Source organism: Rhizobium sp. L51/94, assembly GCF_019355555.1.
Lineage (GTDB): Bacteria > Pseudomonadota > Alphaproteobacteria > Rhizobiales > Rhizobiaceae > Rhizobium > Rhizobium rhododendri.
Map to the genome: position 1 here is coordinate 306,176 of NZ_CP072141.1, position 15,361 is coordinate 321,536.

The 15,361-nt window shown below is 62.2% G+C and carries 15 protein-coding genes, 2 tRNA genes and 1 pseudogene; 6 read left to right on the plus strand and 12 right to left on the minus strand.

Features of this window, described 5'->3' with window-relative positions; genetic code table 11:
* Nucleotides 1–54 precede the first annotated feature (54 nt).
* On the minus strand, nt 55–1,308 hold the full coding sequence (locus J5274_RS01490) for an aspartate kinase (protein ID WP_142824828.1): 1,254 nt from the start codon (nt 1,306–1,308) through the stop codon (nt 55–57).
* Between the two features lie 305 nt (nt 1,309–1,613).
* On the opposite strand from J5274_RS01490, the gene J5274_RS01495 reads away from it, so the two are divergent.
* A complete protein-coding gene (locus tag J5274_RS01495) occupies nt 1,614–2,675 on the plus strand; it encodes a sensor domain-containing diguanylate cyclase (RefSeq protein ID WP_142824827.1) in 1,062 nt (353 codons plus the stop codon).
* A 20-nt stretch (nt 2,676–2,695) separates the two neighbouring features.
* Here J5274_RS01495 and J5274_RS01500 read toward each other — a convergent pair whose 3' ends face one another.
* Entirely contained in the window at nt 2,696–3,622 is a 927-nt protein-coding gene (locus tag J5274_RS01500; protein ID WP_142824826.1) for an alpha/beta hydrolase, read from the minus strand.
* 366 nt (nt 3,623–3,988) lie between these two features.
* Between J5274_RS01500 and J5274_RS01505 the strand changes: the two genes are divergently transcribed.
* The 3 genes from J5274_RS01505 to J5274_RS01515 all read left to right on the plus strand — a co-directional run bounded on the left by J5274_RS01505 (nt 3,989) and on the right by J5274_RS01515 (nt 5,674).
* Nucleotides 3,989–5,320, plus strand: a complete 1,332-nt coding sequence (locus J5274_RS01505; RefSeq protein WP_219274733.1) for an MFS transporter — start codon at nt 3,989–3,991, stop codon at nt 5,318–5,320.
* A gap of 124 nt (nt 5,321–5,444) precedes the next feature.
* Nucleotides 5,445–5,517: transfer RNA gene (locus J5274_RS01510), tRNA-Thr, on the plus strand.
* 83 nt (nt 5,518–5,600) lie between these two features.
* Nucleotides 5,601–5,674: transfer RNA gene (locus tag J5274_RS01515), tRNA-OTHER, on the plus strand.
* 294 nt (nt 5,675–5,968) lie between these two features.
* Here J5274_RS01515 and J5274_RS01520 read toward each other — a convergent pair.
* Nucleotides 5,969–6,559, minus strand: coding sequence for an HAD-IA family hydrolase (locus J5274_RS01520; protein WP_142824824.1), 591 nt, complete (start codon nt 6,557–6,559; stop codon nt 5,969–5,971).
* Nucleotides 6,560–7,754: 1,195 nt separating this feature from the next.
* Between J5274_RS01520 and ubiG the strand changes: the two genes are divergently transcribed.
* Nucleotides 7,755–8,516, plus strand: a complete 762-nt coding sequence (gene ubiG, locus J5274_RS01525; RefSeq protein WP_142824823.1) for a bifunctional 2-polyprenyl-6-hydroxyphenol methylase/3-demethylubiquinol 3-O-methyltransferase UbiG — start codon at nt 7,755–7,757, stop codon at nt 8,514–8,516.
* Nucleotides 8,517–8,615: 99 nt separating this feature from the next.
* On the opposite strand, the gene J5274_RS01530 is transcribed toward ubiG, so the two are convergent.
* The 4 genes from J5274_RS01530 to J5274_RS01545 are packed head-to-tail and all read right to left on the minus strand — an operon-like array spanning nt 8,616 to nt 10,971.
* Complete coding sequence (locus J5274_RS01530) at nt 8,616–9,044, minus strand: DUF1178 family protein (RefSeq protein WP_142824822.1); 429 nt, start codon at nt 9,042–9,044, stop codon at nt 8,616–8,618.
* Nucleotides 9,041–9,898: a carbon-nitrogen hydrolase family protein gene (locus J5274_RS01535; RefSeq protein ID WP_219274734.1), complete on the minus strand. Its 858-nt coding sequence runs from the start codon at nt 9,896–9,898 to the stop codon at nt 9,041–9,043. Before J5274_RS01535 ends, J5274_RS01530 begins: the two co-directional genes overlap by 4 nt.
* A 9-nt stretch (nt 9,899–9,907) precedes the next feature.
* Complete coding sequence (gene grxC, locus J5274_RS01540) at nt 9,908–10,165, minus strand: glutaredoxin 3 (protein WP_142824820.1); 258 nt, start codon at nt 10,163–10,165, stop codon at nt 9,908–9,910.
* A 29-nt stretch (nt 10,166–10,194) separates the two neighbouring features.
* Entirely contained in the window at nt 10,195–10,971 is a 777-nt protein-coding gene (locus tag J5274_RS01545; protein ID WP_224127898.1) for a ComF family protein, read from the minus strand.
* Between the two features lie 101 nt (nt 10,972–11,072).
* On the opposite strand from J5274_RS01545, the gene J5274_RS01550 reads away from it, so the two are divergent.
* Nucleotides 11,073–11,957, plus strand: a complete 885-nt coding sequence (locus J5274_RS01550; protein ID WP_142828805.1) for a class I SAM-dependent methyltransferase — start codon at nt 11,073–11,075, stop codon at nt 11,955–11,957.
* Here the strand turns inward: J5274_RS01550 and J5274_RS01555 are convergent, their stop codons facing one another.
* The 5 genes and pseudogenes from J5274_RS01555 to argJ all read right to left on the minus strand — a co-directional run bounded on the left by J5274_RS01555 (nt 11,958) and on the right by argJ (nt 15,091).
* The gene (locus J5274_RS01555; protein ID WP_142824817.1) at nt 11,958–12,125 is read right to left on the minus strand and encodes a Flp family type IVb pilin; all 168 of its coding nucleotides are present in this window, start codon (nt 12,123–12,125) and stop codon (nt 11,958–11,960) included.
* Between the two features lie 71 nt (nt 12,126–12,196).
* Nucleotides 12,197–12,511 carry a hypothetical protein gene (locus tag J5274_RS01560; RefSeq protein WP_142828803.1) on the minus strand — a complete coding sequence of 105 codons (315 nt, stop codon included), beginning with the start codon at nt 12,509–12,511 and terminating at the stop codon, nt 12,197–12,199.
* A 142-nt stretch (nt 12,512–12,653) separates the two neighbouring features.
* The gene (mutT, locus tag J5274_RS01565; protein WP_142824815.1) at nt 12,654–13,070 is read right to left on the minus strand and encodes an 8-oxo-dGTP diphosphatase MutT; all 417 of its coding nucleotides are present in this window, start codon (nt 13,068–13,070) and stop codon (nt 12,654–12,656) included.
* Nucleotides 13,067–13,869 (minus strand): annotated as a pseudogene (locus J5274_RS01570) (GNAT family N-acetyltransferase). The gene mutT and the pseudogene J5274_RS01570 overlap by 4 nt, the downstream one beginning before the upstream one ends.
* Nucleotides 13,850–15,091, minus strand: a complete 1,242-nt coding sequence (argJ, locus tag J5274_RS01575; protein WP_142824813.1) for a bifunctional glutamate N-acetyltransferase/amino-acid acetyltransferase ArgJ — start codon at nt 15,089–15,091, stop codon at nt 13,850–13,852. The pseudogene J5274_RS01570 and the gene argJ overlap by 20 nt, the downstream one beginning before the upstream one ends.
* Nucleotides 15,092–15,361 lie beyond the last annotated feature (270 nt).

Below are 15,361 nucleotides of genomic sequence, written 5' to 3' on the forward strand. Positions count from 1 at the left end.
CGAAGGGTGTCACGAAGCATTTCGCGCTTCGCCCTGCCCCTCTGCAGTTTCAAATCAACTCTTATCCAGACCGTAGCAGGAATGCAAAGTCCTGACTGCAAGTTCTGCATAGGGGCCGTCGATCAGGATCGAAATCTTGATTTCCGAGGTGGTGATTGCCTTGATGTTGATGCCTTTTTCAGCAAGTGCCCGGAAAGCGCTCGCTGCAACGCCTGCGTGCGAACGCATGCCGATGCCAATCACCGAAACCTTGACCAGACCCGATTCGTTCTGGATGACATCGTAGCCGATCTGGCTCTTGTGTTCGCCGAGAACGGCGAGCGCCTTGTCGACGTCGCCGGACGGCACGGTGAAGGTCATATCCGTGGTCGAGCCGTCCTCGGAGATGTTCTGGACGATCATGTCGACATTGATATGGTTTTCAGCGAGCGGCCCGAAGATCGCAGCCGAGACGCCGGGGCGGTCGGAAAGCCGCCGGAGCGAAATCTGCGCTTCATCCTTGGCATAGGCGATGCCGGTTACGACTTCCTGTTCCACGATCTCTTCCTCATCACAAATCAGCGTTCCGGGCGGGTTCAGAAGGTCGCCCATGCCCGGCGCATCGGGGTCTTCGAAAGACGAGCGCACGAAGGTGCGGACCTTGAATACCATGGCAAGTTCGACCGAGCGCACCTGCAGCACCTTGGCGCCGAGCGACGCCATCTCGAGCATTTCCTCGAAGGCGATCTTCTTTAGGCGGCGCGCCTTCGGCACGATGCGCGGGTCGGTCGTATAGACGCCGTCAACGTCTGTGTAGATGTCGCAGCGGTCGGCCTTGACGGCTGCAGCAATCGCCACCGCCGAGGTATCGGAGCCGCCGCGGCCGAGCGTCGAAATGCGATTGTCGGGACCGAGACCCTGGAAGCCGGCAACGACGGCCACCTGGCCCTCGCCCATGCGGCGGATGATCTCGTCACCGTTGATCTCGAGGATGCGGGCCGCGCCATGGGCGTTGTCGGTCTTGATCGGGATCTGCCAGCCCTGCCAGGAACGCGCATTGATGCCGAGGTGCTGAAGCGCGATTGCCACCAGCCCCGAGGTAACCTGCTCGCCCGAGGCGACAACAGCGTCATATTCTCGCGCATCGTGCATCGGCGAGGCATCGCGGGTCCATCCGACCAGCTCGTTGGTCTTGCCCGACATCGCCGAGACGACGACGGCGACTTCGTGGCCGGCATCGACCTCGCGTTTCACATGCCGGGCGACGACGCGAATACGATCCATGTCCGCGACGGAGGTCCCGCCGAATTTCATCACGATGCGTGCCATAAGCCTCTACCCATAGTGGCGCGCCTCGTCACTGAGACCCGCCATACGACAAGGCTCCGCCCGGGGCAGCAGCAAAAGCGGTGGCTTTTCATACTGCCGGTGCACCGGAAACGGAGCGTCTATTTCGGCCGTCTCATACCGACTTTGAAGGGTGCGTGCAATGGGCATGCGACATCGATATGACGGGCGGCGAAAGCCGGCGGCAGTCCCAAACGATGCTCTAAATTAGACAACCTCGGCAACAAAGTCTTAAAGCTTATGCGCGAGTGTAGGCGAGCCGCTTCACGCAAAGCCAGAAATCGACGATGACCAACCCGCCCGCTCCGCGTTTCCTCGACCGCCTGAAGACGCTTGGCGCATCGCTTGTCTCCGTCTGCAATCCGGCCGTTCGTCGCCTGGAGCAGCAGCTGCGCGAAAAGGAAGCCACCATCGCGGAACAGGCCGAGGCGCTGGCCCGTGGCCGCAGGATTTTCAACCGCGCGGCCGAGGCTGCCCGCATCGGCATATGGCAATGCAGCCTGCCCGACGAGACCCTGACCTGGACGGATGTAGTCTACGACATTTTCGACCTCCCGCGCGACCTGCAGGCGGGCCGCGCGGAAACGCTTGCCTGTTATACCCAGGCATCCGCCAAGGAATTGCAGGAAAAGCGCCGTCTTGCCATCGAGACCCGCAGCGGTTTCACGATGGATGCGGAGATCGTGACGCAGAAGGGCAATCATCGCTGGATCCGCATCACCGCCACGGTGGAATGCGAGGGCGAAGAGCCCGTGCGCATCTTTGGCATCAAGCAGGACATCACGGACGCCAAGCTACTTTTCGATCGCACCCGCCACCTTGCCGATTTCGACATGATGACCGGGCTTGCCAACCGCGCCCAATTCCAGCTGCGTCTCGCTGCTCTATGCGAGGAACACGACCGGTCGAAGGCGCCGGCAGCGTTGCTGCTGGTCGACCTCGACGGCTTCAAGGCGGTCAACGATACCTATGGCCATGCCACTGGCGACGCCTGCCTGATCGAGGCGGCCGACCGGCTTCGCGCCGTCTGCAATTGTGCCCATCTGATTGCCCGCATCGGCGGCGACGAGTTTGCGGTTCTGCTGCTGCAGGACGCCGAACGCGGGACGGTGACCGATATCGCAAGCGACATCGTCCAGATCGTTCGCCGGCCGATGATCCTCGGCGATCTCGTCCTCAACATCGGCGCCTCCGTCGGCGTAGCACTTGCCGACGGGTCCAGCCCGTCCGAATTGTTTCAGCGGGCCGACACGGCGCTCTATGCCGCCAAAGCCGCTGGGCGCAACACCTTCAGCATCTTCGAGCCATCAGAGCGCCAGACGCTCTGCGCACCGCGCAGCGCCGCCTGAACCCGCCGAGACCAGATAGGCTAGGCGAGGAACCCGCCCTTGCGCAGCCAGGATTCATACCAGGCCGGCCAGGCGGCGGATGGCGTACCGGCCTTGCCCATGCCGAAGCCGTGTCCGCCGGTCGCGAGGCGGTGCATATCGACAGGCACACCGGCGCTCTTGCAGGCAGCAGCCATGATCAGTGTGTTGTGCGGATCGGAAACAGCATCGTCCTCCGCCTGGACGAGGAACATCGACGGGCAATGGGACCGCACATGCGGCTGCACCGACCATTCGGCGCTTTCCTCGTCGTTCGGATGCCGGCCGATCAGCACGGTCTTTGTCGAGGTATGGTCGTAGGGCGGCTCGAGCGTGATGATCGGATAGATAAGCGCTGCAGCATTCGGCCGCGCCGATTGCTTGTCGGCCTCGTCGACGGCGCGATAGGAGCGATAGGCCGAGCGCGCCGACGCCAGTCCCATCAGATGGCCGCCGGATGAAAAACCGAGCGCGCCGATGCGATCGGGATGAACGTCGTATTCGACGCTTCTCGCCCGGATCAGCCGCAGGGCGCGCTGTGCATCCTGAAGCGGTGCCCGGGGACCTTCCCGCCAGCCCTCCGACGGCAGCCGGTAGGACAGCACGAAGGCGGTGATGCCGCGATCGTTCAGCCAAAGCGCTGCCGGATGCGCCTCGCTTTCCATCTCGATCCGCTTGTATCCGCCGCCCGCCGCCACCAGCATGGCCGCGCCATTGGGCTTGGCCGGGCGGAAGACCTCGATAGATGGCGTGGCGATATTGCTGACGGCGCCTTTGGCGCTGGTCTCGACCGGCCCTTTCGGACCACGGCCGCCCGGGGCTCCTGCCGGCCAGAGCGGGATGACCGCATTGGCCGCGCTTGCCTGCCGCGATGCCGCGAGCAGCAGTGCCGCGCCGCCGGCCATAAGCAATGTTCTGCGATCGATCATGACGGTAATTTCCCTTTGGAGTGGCGTTCAGACAGGTGCGGCAAGGTAAGGGCAAAACTGAGGCAGAACAGCCTCAAAGTGCCGTCCGCAAGCCACCCGGCGACGTAAAACTGCAAATAATGATGATCATGTCATCATACCAGTTGACGACGTCAGCTCAATTTGACAGGTTCCGGCGACTTAAACGGGAGGAAATGCGGCACCACGGCGTGGGGAAAGCCTGTTTGCAGCGTGCAGACAGACAACGCGCGCCGTCGCCCGCATCGGATGAGATCAACAGGAGCCGTTTCCGTGAGGGAGGGCTTCGCGAGACAGGCGGCAGACCCTCTGCGGTGACAGCCCCTGCACTCGTCTTGGGAGGAAGACATGGACGCCACGACACATTCACAGAACACCGAACAGCAGGTCGAGGCATCGACGATCCGGAAGATCTCGTTCCGCATCGTGCCGTTCATCGCGCTGATGTTCTTCATCAATTTCCTCGACCGGACGGCCATCTCGTTTGCCGGGCCGAACGGCATGACCCAGGATCTCGGCATGACGGCCGCCCAGTTCGGCTTTGCCGCCGGCATTTTCTTCTTCGGCTACATCGTGCTCGAGATTCCGAGCAACCTGGCGCTTCACCAGTACGGCGCACGCCGTTGGCTGTCGCGCATCATGGTCACCTGGGGCATCGTCGCCATGCTGTTCACCTGGGTCAGTAGCATCAACGGGCTCTACGCCCTGCGCTTCTTCCTCGGCGTCGCAGAAGCCGGCTTCTTCCCCGGCGCAATCCTCTATCTCAGCACCTGGGTGCCCGGCCGCCACCGCGCAAAGATCCTGGCACTCTTCTATCTCGCACAGCCGCTGACGACCGTGATCGGCGCGCCGCTGGCCTCCGCCCTTATCCAGGCCCATGGGGTCTTCGGCCTCGAGGGCTGGCGGGTGATGTTCCTCGGCGTGTCCATCCCGGCCATCGTCGTCGGCATCATCACCTGGTTCTACCTGCCGGACACCCCCGTCGGCGCCAAGTGGCTCACCCCGGCGGAAAAGGGCTGGCTGAACCGGGCGCTGGCGAAAGAAGAATCGGAAAAGGTGACGGGGCGCCGCCACATGACGCTGCAGGCGCTGAAGGACGGCCGCGTCTGGCTCCTCTCGGTTATCTATTTCGGCCTGATCTACGGTCTCTATGCGCTTGCCTTCTTCCTGCCGACGATCATCGGCGGCTTCGAGGCCAAGTTCGGCACCAAATTCGATGTCTTCGAAAAGGGCATGATAACAGCCATCCCCTATCTGCCTGCCGCCTTCGCGCTCTACTTCTGGAGCCGGGATGCGAGCAAGCGCGGCGTCCGTCTCTGGCATGTCGGTATTCCGGCGCTGGTCGGCGCCATCAGCATCCCGCTGGCACTGCTGATGTCTTCGCCCGAGACGACGGTCCTCGTCGTCACCGTGACCGCCTGTGCGATCTTTGCAGCCCTGCCGAACTTCTGGTCGCTGCCGACAAGGTTCCTGACCGGCGCCGGCGCTGCGGCAGGCATTGCGCTCATCAACACGGTCGGAAACATCGCCGGCTTTGCAGCGCCCTACATCACCGGCGCCGTCAAGGATGCGACAGGCCTGTACGAGATGCCGATGTTCATCGTCGGCGGCTTCATGCTGGTCTCGGCTATCCTCGCTTTCTCCCTCGGCAAGGCCCTCAAGGACCCCACCGCAACCTGAAACCCGCCCTCCCCGTCGCAGCCATTCACCTGCGACGGGGAGGCTCGCGACGACCACGGCGCGTTAACCCTTATTTAACTATAGAGTTGCAACTGCCGCCCGGACGGGCAACAACACGGGGCATGCCCCTCGTAGCTCAACGGTAGAGCAGCTGCCTCGTTTGCAGAAGACCCAGGTTCAAGTCCTCGGCAGGGGCTCCCGCCACAATCTCTCCATAGTCCGGCGGATGCACGATTAAATTTACCCAGATTTAACGAAATACAACTACAGGTCATCCCATGGCCTCGTGGCGGAGTGGAGACGCAAGGGGAGTGAATTCCCCACAGCTTGGTTCGAATCCAGGCGAGGCCTCCATATGAACGTAATGCCGATCACCACCGCCTGCACCATCGGCCCTCCCAATTCCCTCATCCTGCGCCTGTCACAGAAATCCAGTCACAGCGCGTCTGAGCAGTGAGACGACATTATCTTAGGCGGAAAGAACTTTTCGCCCAAGGACTTGGGCGGCTGGATTCCTGTGACGGGCACAGGAATGAGGGTAGCTGGAGCTAACGCTTGTGCTTCCCCAGCTCTATCTAAATCATCCGTTAGGACTACGCCCAAACGGTATCAACGCGCCCATCACATTTTCCCCCCACTTTTCCTGTTTTACAGCGCGCCAACAATGCTCATACCCCTTTGCCAATGGACGGCGCTCCAACCGGAGGCATGCGCGGCCTGCACATTTTCCTCGGTGTCATCGATCAGGACGATGCTTTGCGGAGCGACAGAGGTGGCTTGCGTGACGAGGGAGTAGAATTCGGGGCTCGGCTTCTGGTACCCAAGCGATGCGGAGTAGAAAATGCCATCGACTTTCTCCCGTAGCCCCATGTCTTCCATCAGGTATGCGGCGCGCATATGCTCCTGGTTTGTCGCGAGGTAGACACGATCGCCGCGACCTCTGATCTCCGAAACAGCATCGAGCACCGCGCTGTCGATCCGCGAGTCGTTGGCGAACCAGTAGTCGATAAAAGTATCGACGCTGACATCGGGCGCGATCTCGGCCAGAACTTCGGCAAGCTCCGGCACCAGAGGCTTCCGCCCGCTGACGATATCCTGCCAGCGCGGGGCAAAAAACGCGCTTCGCAACGCATCGCGCGAAATCCCGAGGTCGGCGCCGAGGTCAGTCCACCACTGCGCGCCATCCCCCGGACGACCGCACACCAACACTCCATCGACATCCAGCATGATAGTGCGCATTGCGTGATGCCTTTCGCCAAGCCTGCACAGGGTATTTTCCACAAGACCGTGACGGCTTCATTGCAGCGCACGGCTCGAGGAGAATCCCGTTCGACAAGGGACCTGTGCAAAGGCGCATATGCTGCGGGCGGCGCTGTCCGCAGCGCGTTCGCCGCACACCCTCCAAACCCAACCTTCCGGCGAGCACCCACCGAGACGTTTGTCACTGCCGTCTGCCGGAATGGAGGCAAGTCGGGGCAGAGTAGTCAAGATATTGCAAACACAAACAGATTGAGGCAACCGGCCCAGTGAAAGACCGATCCACCACTGCCAAACCCTTTAAAGTCCAACCGCGCCTGGGATGCCCACCAAACCCTCATTCCTGTGCCCGTCACAGGAATCCAGTCACGGCGCGTCCGCGCCGTGGGAGGACTCTCTGTTGGTGGAGAAGTATCTATCGCCCAAAGACTTGGGCGGCTGGATTCCTGTGACGGGCACAGGAATGAGGGAGGTCGGGGGTGGCTCTTTCCGGTTTTGTGATCTTTCTGACCTCACACACACACTCTATCTCTAGCACACTCTCCTCTCTCGCTTCCCTCCATCGCCCCTGCTCGCAGCACCTCATGGGGATAAACCGTTGGGATTTCCGTTTGGAAACAATGCCGGCATCATAATTTCATCCCCGCTTTTCCGGGTTGATCTATAATCACCCCGTTCCGCCATCGGATACACCGGTCTGCGTTGCCGGCGAGGTGGGGCCGGGTCTTGGAGGGGTTGCTGTCTACGCAGGCACGTCTTCAAGGGTCCGCAGAAAGTGGATCCCTTCGGGCCCCTAGGCTCGGCGTGCCTGTGTGGCATAACTCCTGCAGCTTTTCCCCTCAACGGGACCTGGGTCGGAAACAGAGGATCCGGAGTTGCGGATAAAAACTGTCGAACGGGGCACATCTGGTGTCACTTAACTAAAAAATCATCAGGCACTCGATGTGCCCCGGCCATCAGAATTGTCATGACACGGACCGAACAGGCCGCGTGAACGGGATGGCGTGACGGCGCGACACGGCGAGCTTGCAGACCGGGGCAGAGAGACGATCCTGCTGCGGTCGAATGACGCGGGGCGGCCGGCGTGGTCGTCTCCTGCGTGCAAAGGAAGACCTCCCGCCCTTGACTTCCAGCACCGATCGTCCGACTTCACTGAGACAGGACAAGGAACCAGACGATGACCGAAGCGGCTCAGAACACCACGGCAAAGACCACTATCGACCAGAGCGAAGTCGACCGCTTTTCGGCAATGGCGGCGGAATGGTGGAGCCCGACCGGCAAGTTCAAGCCGCTGCACAAATTCAATCCCGTCCGGCTCGCCTACATCCGCGACCGCGCCGCCGAGAATTTCGGCCGCGACCCGCGCAGCCCCCGCCCGCTGGAAGGCCTGCGGGTGCTCGATATCGGCTGCGGCGGCGGGCTTCTCTCCGAACCCATGGCCCGTATGGGCGCCGAAGTGGTGGGCGCAGATCCGTCCGAAAAGAACATCGGCATCGCCTCCACCCATGCCCGCCAGTCGGGCGTCGAGGTCGACTATCGCCCGGTCACCGCCGAACAGCTGGCTGAGGCCGGCGAGACTTTCGACATCATCCTCAACATGGAGGTCGTCGAGCACGTTTCCGACGTCGAGTTCTTTCTGTCGACCTGCGCGAAGATGGTGCGGCCGGGCGGCATGATGTTCGTTGCCACCATCAACCGCACGATGAAGGCGGCTGCCCTTGCCATCTTTGCCGCCGAAAACGTCCTGCGCTGGCTGCCGCGCGGCACCCATCAGTATGAAAAGCTGGTACGGCCGGAAGAAGTGGAAAAGCCGCTGATCGCCAACGGCCTGATCTTCACCGCCCGCACCGGCGTGTTCTTCTCGCCGCTGCAGAATCAGTGGAACCTGTCTAAGGACATGGACGTGAACTACATGATGGTCGCAAAACGGCCGGCCTGAGCCGCCTTGGCGCACCAGACCCCCACCCTATGGCATTTCATGCTGCGCTGGAGGCGCAGGGTTATTTGACGAGTCGATGGATCGGCGGAAGGGGCAGCGTCAGTTGGCGTCGTCCGGCAGCGTCGGAAGCGGAGCGATCTCGATGCCTTCCTCGATCAGCGAGCGTGCCTCGGCAGGCGTTGCCTGGCCGATGATGCCGCGGGCATCGGCCTCTCCGTAATGGATCTTGCGGGCCTCCTCCGGAAACTTGGGCCCGACATCTTCCGAATTCGCCTTGATGGCGGCAACGGCGTCTTTGAGCGTGGCGATTGCCTGCTTGCGGGCCGCGTCCATCGCCAGCGTCGTTAGCGCCTCCCGGGTCCGGGCCGTCGAAACGGACGGTGCCATCAGCATCTTGCCGATCGAGGAAGATCCGCAGGTCGGGCAGCTCAGCAATCCGCTTTCGACCTGCCGCTCGAAGTCGGCGCTTTGCGAAAACCAGCCCTCGAACTCATGGCCGTGGTCGCAACTGAGCGAATAGCGGATCACGCAGCCACACCCCCGGCCTTTGCGGCCTCGATCGTTTCCAGCGTAAACGCGCGGCCGTTTTTCAGATTGGGGATCTTTTCGCGGGCAGCCTTGACTGCGGCAACGTCGATATCGGCCACCAGCACGGCCTCGCCGCTGCCGCCGGCGGACGTCAGAACCTTGCCCCAGGGATCGACGATCATCGAATGGCCATATGTCTCGCGGCCGTCCTGATGGACGCCGGCCTGGGCTGCGGCGATAACGAACATGCCGTTCTCGATGGCCCGTGCCCTCAGGAGGATTTCCCAGTGAGCCTCGCCGGTCTGGCGGGTAAAGGCGGCAGGAATGCTCATCACTTCGGCGCCGGCAACGGCCTGGCTGCGGAAAAGCTCGGGAAAGCGGACATCGTAGCAGATCGAGAAGCCGAGTTTTGCAAACGGCAGCGACACCACCCGAGCCTCGGAGCCTGGACGATAGACGGCACTCTCGCGCCAGCTTTCGCCATTGTCGAGATCGACGTCGAACATGTGGATCTTGTCGTAGCGCGTCACCAGATCGCCATCCGGGCCGAACAGGAAACCGCGATTGGCGATCTTTCCATCGTCGAGCGAAATGGCCGTCGAGCCGATGTGCAGGTGGATACCCAGTTCCGCCGCTGTCCGCGACGCTGCAGCGACGACGAGATCATCGGCCTCGTTGCGCAGGATGGCCCTCAGGCCGGGCCGGTCGCGCTGGATGGCGCCGGTCATTTCAGGCGTCTGGACATAGACCGCACCCCTGGACGCGGCGTCGCGCACCAGGCGCACCATATCGGCGACGTTCTTCTCCGGGTCGGTGCCCGAGCACATCTGGATAGCGGCGGCCTTGAAGCTCATGATTTATCCTCAGGCGGCAAGAAGCGGATCGAGCTTGCCCCCCCTGTCGAGCGCGTGCAGGTCGTCGCAGCCTCCGACATGCAAGCCGTCGATAAAGATCTGCGGAAAGGTCGTGCCGCCGTTCGATTTGGCGATCATCTCCTCGCGCATCTCCGGGGAATAGGTGGCATTGTGTTCGACATAGGCGACGCCCTTGGCCCCAAGCAGCGATTTTGCCTTGGCGCAGTAGCCGCAGAACTCACGCGTGTAAATAACGACGGATGCCATGGTCACTCCGGGTTTGAACAGCTTTCCTGTCATATAGGCATGGCGAGCGCCCGCGCAAAGGTCAAGACGGTGACATCGGCGGCGCCCGCCTTTTTCAGCACCCGCGTTGCCGCCGCAACGGTCGCTCCCGTCGTGTAGACGTCGTCGATGAGCACGATGCGCCGGCCGAAGACCTCGTTGTCGCGGTGGCGTGCGATTGCAAAGGCGCCCCGGACATTGTCCTGCCGGGCCCAGGCACCAAGCCCGACCTGCTGGCTGGTCCGCTTGATCCGGACAAGTGTCGCCGGCAGCAGCGGCTTGCCGGAGAGTGACGCCAGATGGCGGGCAAGCTCGGCTGCCTGGTTGAACTTACGCGAAAACAGACGGGTGCGGTGCAGCGGCACCGGGATCAGCGCATCGCAACCGGCAACCGCACCGTCGCTGGCGCGCAGCATCCATTCGGCCATCATCCGCGCAAGGTCGATACGATCGCGGTATTTGAGGCCGTGGACGAGATCGCGAACCACGCCGTCATGGATCGCCGCCGAGCGCAGCCGATCGAACGGCGGCGGATCTGCAATCGCCTCGGCGCTGAGAATGCCGGCGCCGAGATCGTGGGTAAACGGGCTGCCCATCACCTCGCAATAGGGACGCTCGACGAAACGGATCGTCGACCAGCAGCGCGGGCAAAGGCTGCGGTGGCTGCCGGTCGAGGCGCCACAGGCAGCACAGCCGGGCGGATAGAGCAGATCGGCCAGCATAAACCACGGCCGCAGCAGCCCGCGTCCGATGAGCGCAGCGGTGATTTCCGGTCGGCTCGTCCCCATATGCCCCATATGATTGACAATAGCCCGTTCCTCGCGCCATTGCGAAAGGAAAGTGCGGCAGGCTCTGGTGCCGCAGAGGACGTGGAGTGCAGGAATAGCGCATGGATATCGTATTCGACCAGGACCTCATCGCCGCCAACCGCCGCCGCGCGCTGGCGAGGGATGACGCCAAGGCCGCCTTCCTGCTCGACATCGCCGCCAACGAACTGGCCGAGCGATTGTCGCTGGTGGAACGCCGTTTCGAGGAGGCGGTGGAGCTGCACGGCGCGACCGGCATCGCGGCACGGTTGGCGATGGCGTCCGGCAAGATCGGCCATATGACGCGCATCGAGACCGACGAAATGCCGGCCGTTGCCGGTGAGACCATCGTCGTTGCGCCGCCAGAACGGCTGCCGCTAGCTCCGGCCTCCGTCAATCTGGTGCTCTCGCCGCTGGGGCTGCACCTCACCAACGACACGCCGGGCGTCTTCATTCAGGTGCATCGCGCATTGCAGCCGGACGGGCTGTTCCTCGCAGCCATACCCGGCAACGGCACGCTGCAGGAATTGCGCGAGGTACTGCTGGCAACCGAGATCGAGATGTTCGGCGGCGCCAGTCCGCGCGTCATCCCCTTCCCCGACGTGCGCGATGTCGGCGGGCTGTTGCAGCGGGCGGGTTTCGCGCTGCCGGTCGTCGATGCCGAAAGCTATACGGTGCGCTACGCCTCGCTGTTTCCGCTGATGCAGGACCTGCGCGCCATGGGCATGGCCAACCCGCTGGTCGACCGCAGCCGCCGACCGGTCGGACGCAATTTCTTCCTGCGTGCCGCGGAATTATATGCCGAGCGCTTCGCCGATGCCGACGGACGGATCCGGGCGACATTCTCGATCATCTATGCATCGGGCTGGAAGCCGCATGAAAGCCAGCAGAAGCCACTGCGTCCGGGCTCCGCCAAGACGCGGCTGGCCGACGCGCTGAAGGTCGAGGAGCAGACCCTGAAGCCGTGATTACGGCGTGCTGACCTTGTTGGCAAAGAAGTTGAACATGTTCGAGAGATTGCTGCCGAGAAGACCGAGGCTGACGATCAGCGCAACGGCGATAAGGCCGGCAATCAGGCCGTATTCGATCGCTGTTGCGCCGATCTTGTCGTCAATGAGTTTCCGGACCACATGCATCGAAAATATCCTCTGATCTATACCGAAATCAGCGAACCCGATGCCCCCGGCACAGATCGGCTGCAAGCTGTTCAGCAGTTGCTATCGCTGCCATACCCCTGCACGACACAGACTGAACCGGGTTCGTTCTGCAGCACGCTGCGGCGGATCGTAAAGCGCTTGCCGCTTTCCGTCTTCGGAATGGAGCCCGTGGTGATGTTATCGAATTCGGGCGCGCTCGCAAGCACACTCGATTTCGACTTATCGGCCAGCATCGGCGTCAGGATCAGCGACAATGCAACTGCCGCCGTGCCGAAAAGCAGGGCAATATTCAGTGCGCCGGTCTTGCGAGACTGTGAAGTTGCCTGTTCTTTCTCGCGAACGGCCTTCCAGAAATCGTCGTCCATTGTGTCAAGCCTCGTTATGACCATGCCCATCGCTTGATTGAGGTCGATCTTTGCCAGAAGGTCTTAAACGATCTCTTAATATCCACAGGCAAAATGATCATAAAATCTTAAGTGAAGAAGTATTCACTAAATTAATGGCCTGTCACAGCAGGTCTTGCAGAAACGGGATCAGCGGTTCGTCTGCAGGAGGCATGGGATAATCGCGAAGTGCCTGCGGCCGAACCCATTTCAGCCCCTGGCCCTCGCGGCCCTCTGGCGTGCCTTCATAGCGGCGGCAGATGTAGAGTGGCATCAGCAGGTGAAAACTGTCGTAGGTGTGGCTGGCAAAGGTTAACGGCGCGAGGCAGGCTATACGCGTCGTGACGCCAAGCTCCTCGTCGAGTTCACGAATGAGACACTCTTCCGGCGTCTCGCCCGGCTCGACCTTGCCACCTGGAAATTCCCACAGCCCGGCAAGGCTCTTGCCCTCGGGACGCTGCGCGAGGAGAATTCGGCCATCGGCATCGATCAGCGCGCATGCGGCAACCAGCAGGATCTTGCGCCCGGCCGCGACGCTCACGACTGCGGCCTCCAGTAACGGTAACGGTAGGCCTCGCGAAATCCTATGCCGTCATAAAGCGCCAGCGCGGCATCGTTGCTGGCGGCGACCTGCAGCCAGGCGGTTTTTGCGCTGCGGGTCCGGGCCCAGCGGAGCGCCGAGGCGACGATCTCGATACCGAAGCCCTTGCGGCGAAATGCCGGTGCGACCGACAACGACATCAGGCCGGCAAGGTCGTTGTCCTGCACGCAGAGCGTCGTCGCTACAGGCCCGAGTTCCGGATCCTCGATGACGAAGAGGCCCGATGGCGGCTTGATGGAACTGACGACTTCGGCCAGCGCCGGCTTCAGCGCGGAATCGGAACCGTCGACAGAGAGGCTGGCATCGACATAGCGGCCGACATCGTGGCTCGGCAAATGGTCGAGCGTGTCGGGGAGGACGATATCCAAAAGATCGCAGGTCATCACGATCGTCTCTTCGAAGGCGTCCCAGTTTGTCTCGCGCAACAGCGTCATCAACACCGGTGGCGCCAGCGGCGTTTCACGCACCACCAGGGGGCGGCCATAAGCCTCGAACTTGCGTTGCGCCTTCTCCAGCCGGATCTCGACGTCGCGATGGTCGGAGGGGTCGAGCGGCACGATCGAGTTCAGTCGCTTGGAGGGATGCCCGGCCGTCAGCCGCACCTGCCAGCTGCCGTCGTAATGGATAGACGACGCTGGCCAGGCCCGAAAGCCAACGGCTTCGAGCCTGCGCACCAGCGGCAGGGGATTGGACAGGAATTGCAAGGGCATCAGACGCTATCAGCTCCGGTAGTCGCCATTGATGGCAACATATTCCTTTGTGAGGTCGCAGGTCCAGACCGTAGCCCGGCCTTGCCCAAGTCCGAGCTCGACTTTGACCGGAATATCCTGGCGCTTCATGACTGCGGTCGCCGCATCTTCCGAATAGCCGGCGTCGCGTTCGCCATTGACGGCAACCCGGACATCGCCGAACCAGATGGCGAGCTTGTCACGATCTGCCATCTCGCCGGCCTTGCCGACGGCCATGACGATACGGCCCCAGTTGGCGTCCTCGCCGGCTGCAGCGGTCTTGACCAGCGGCGAGTTGGCGATCGACAGCGCAATGGTCTTGGCAGCGGCATCGCTTTCGGCACCGGTGACGGTGATTTCGAGCATCTTGGTCGCACCCTCGCCGTCCCGCACGACTTGCAGCGCAAGGTCCTTGAGAAGCGCATTCAGTGCCGTGCGGAAAGAGGCTAGCCGCGGATCGCTGGCGGTCTCGACGCGTTTCTGGCCGTCGGCCGCAGTGGCGCCGGTCGCAAACAGCATCAGCGTATCTGAGGTCGACGTATCGCTGTCGACGGTCATCGAATTGAAGGTCGGGCCGACGCCATCGGACAGCAGGGCCTGCAGCGCCACCGGCGCGATATCGGCGTCGGTGACAACGAAGGACAGCATCGTCGCCATGTCGGGTGCGATCATCCCGGCGCCCTTGGCGATGCCGTTGATCGTCACCGCGATGCCGTCGATCTCGGCGCTCCGCGTAGCGACCTTCGGATAGGTATCGGTGGTCATGATCGCCTTGGCGGCTTCGAACCAGAAATCGCCCGTGGCATCGGACTGCATCTGGTCCAGCACGCCGGCAAATTTCGTGGCGTCCAGCGGTTCGCCGATGACGCCGGTCGAGGCCAGGTAGACCTCGTTCTCGCTGCAGCCGACGGCGGATGCGGCCGATTTCGCGGTCAACTCCGTCGCCTGGCGGCCCTTTACGCCGGTAAAGGCATTGGCGTTGCCGGAATTGACCACAACCGCACGGGCTGTGCCGTGCGAGAGATTCTTGCGGCAGAAATCGACAGGAGCAGACGGGCACTTCGACTTGGTGAAGACGCCGGCAACAGCCGCCGGTGCATCGAACACCATCATCAGCACGTCGGTGCGGTTCTTGTACTTTATACCGGCGGAAGCAGTCGCCATACGAAGCCCGCGCACCGGCGGCAGCGTGGCAAAGGTTGTCGGGGCAAGCGGGGATACGGAACCAGACATCTTAATACCTTTGCAATTGAAAGGACCCGGATGAACCGGGCCTGTTGTCTAAGCAGTGCACCGCGTCTTGGCCAAAGTTCTCCTCATTCCTGTGCCTGTCACAGGAATCCAGCCACCGCGCGTCTGCGCGGTGAAAGGAGTCTCTTACGCTCACGGACGTGAACGCGCTGCATCTCCGCCACAAGGGCGAGGATGAGGGAAAGAAGACCTCCGGCCATGATCATCTCCCCGGACAAGGCGAACACATGCCCGGCGAGGCGGCCTGAAGAA

What these genes read in the sequence shown, in the direction of transcription:
- J5274_RS01490 (WP_142824828.1), bottom strand. Translation starts at nt 1,308, where the DNA reads ATGGCACGCATCGTGATGAAATTCGGCGGGACCTCCGTCGCGGACATG.
- J5274_RS01495 (WP_142824827.1), top strand. Translation starts at nt 1,614, where the DNA reads ATGACCAACCCGCCCGCTCCGCGTTTCCTCGACCGCCTGAAGACGCTT.
- J5274_RS01500 (WP_142824826.1), bottom strand. Translation starts at nt 3,622, where the DNA reads ATGATCGATCGCAGAACATTGCTTATGGCCGGCGGCGCGGCACTGCTG.
- J5274_RS01505 (WP_219274733.1), top strand. Translation starts at nt 3,989, where the DNA reads ATGGACGCCACGACACATTCACAGAACACCGAACAGCAGGTCGAGGCA.
- J5274_RS01520 (WP_142824824.1), bottom strand. Translation starts at nt 6,559, where the DNA reads ATGCGCACTATCATGCTGGATGTCGATGGAGTGTTGGTGTGCGGTCGT.
- ubiG (WP_142824823.1), top strand. Translation starts at nt 7,755, where the DNA reads ATGACCGAAGCGGCTCAGAACACCACGGCAAAGACCACTATCGACCAG.
- J5274_RS01535 (WP_219274734.1), bottom strand. Translation starts at nt 9,898, where the DNA reads ATGAGCTTCAAGGCCGCCGCTATCCAGATGTGCTCGGGCACCGACCCG.
- grxC (WP_142824820.1), bottom strand. Translation starts at nt 10,165, where the DNA reads ATGGCATCCGTCGTTATTTACACGCGTGAGTTCTGCGGCTACTGCGCC.
- J5274_RS01545 (WP_224127898.1), bottom strand. Translation starts at nt 10,971, where the DNA reads ATGGGGACGAGCCGACCGGAAATCACCGCTGCGCTCATCGGACGCGGG.
- J5274_RS01550 (WP_142828805.1), top strand. Translation starts at nt 11,073, where the DNA reads ATGGATATCGTATTCGACCAGGACCTCATCGCCGCCAACCGCCGCCGC.
- J5274_RS01555 (WP_142824817.1), bottom strand. Translation starts at nt 12,125, where the DNA reads ATGCATGTGGTCCGGAAACTCATTGACGACAAGATCGGCGCAACAGCG.
- J5274_RS01560 (WP_142828803.1), bottom strand. Translation starts at nt 12,511, where the DNA reads ATGGACGACGATTTCTGGAAGGCCGTTCGCGAGAAAGAACAGGCAACT.
- argJ (WP_142824813.1), bottom strand. Translation starts at nt 15,091, where the DNA reads ATGTCTGGTTCCGTATCCCCGCTTGCCCCGACAACCTTTGCCACGCTG.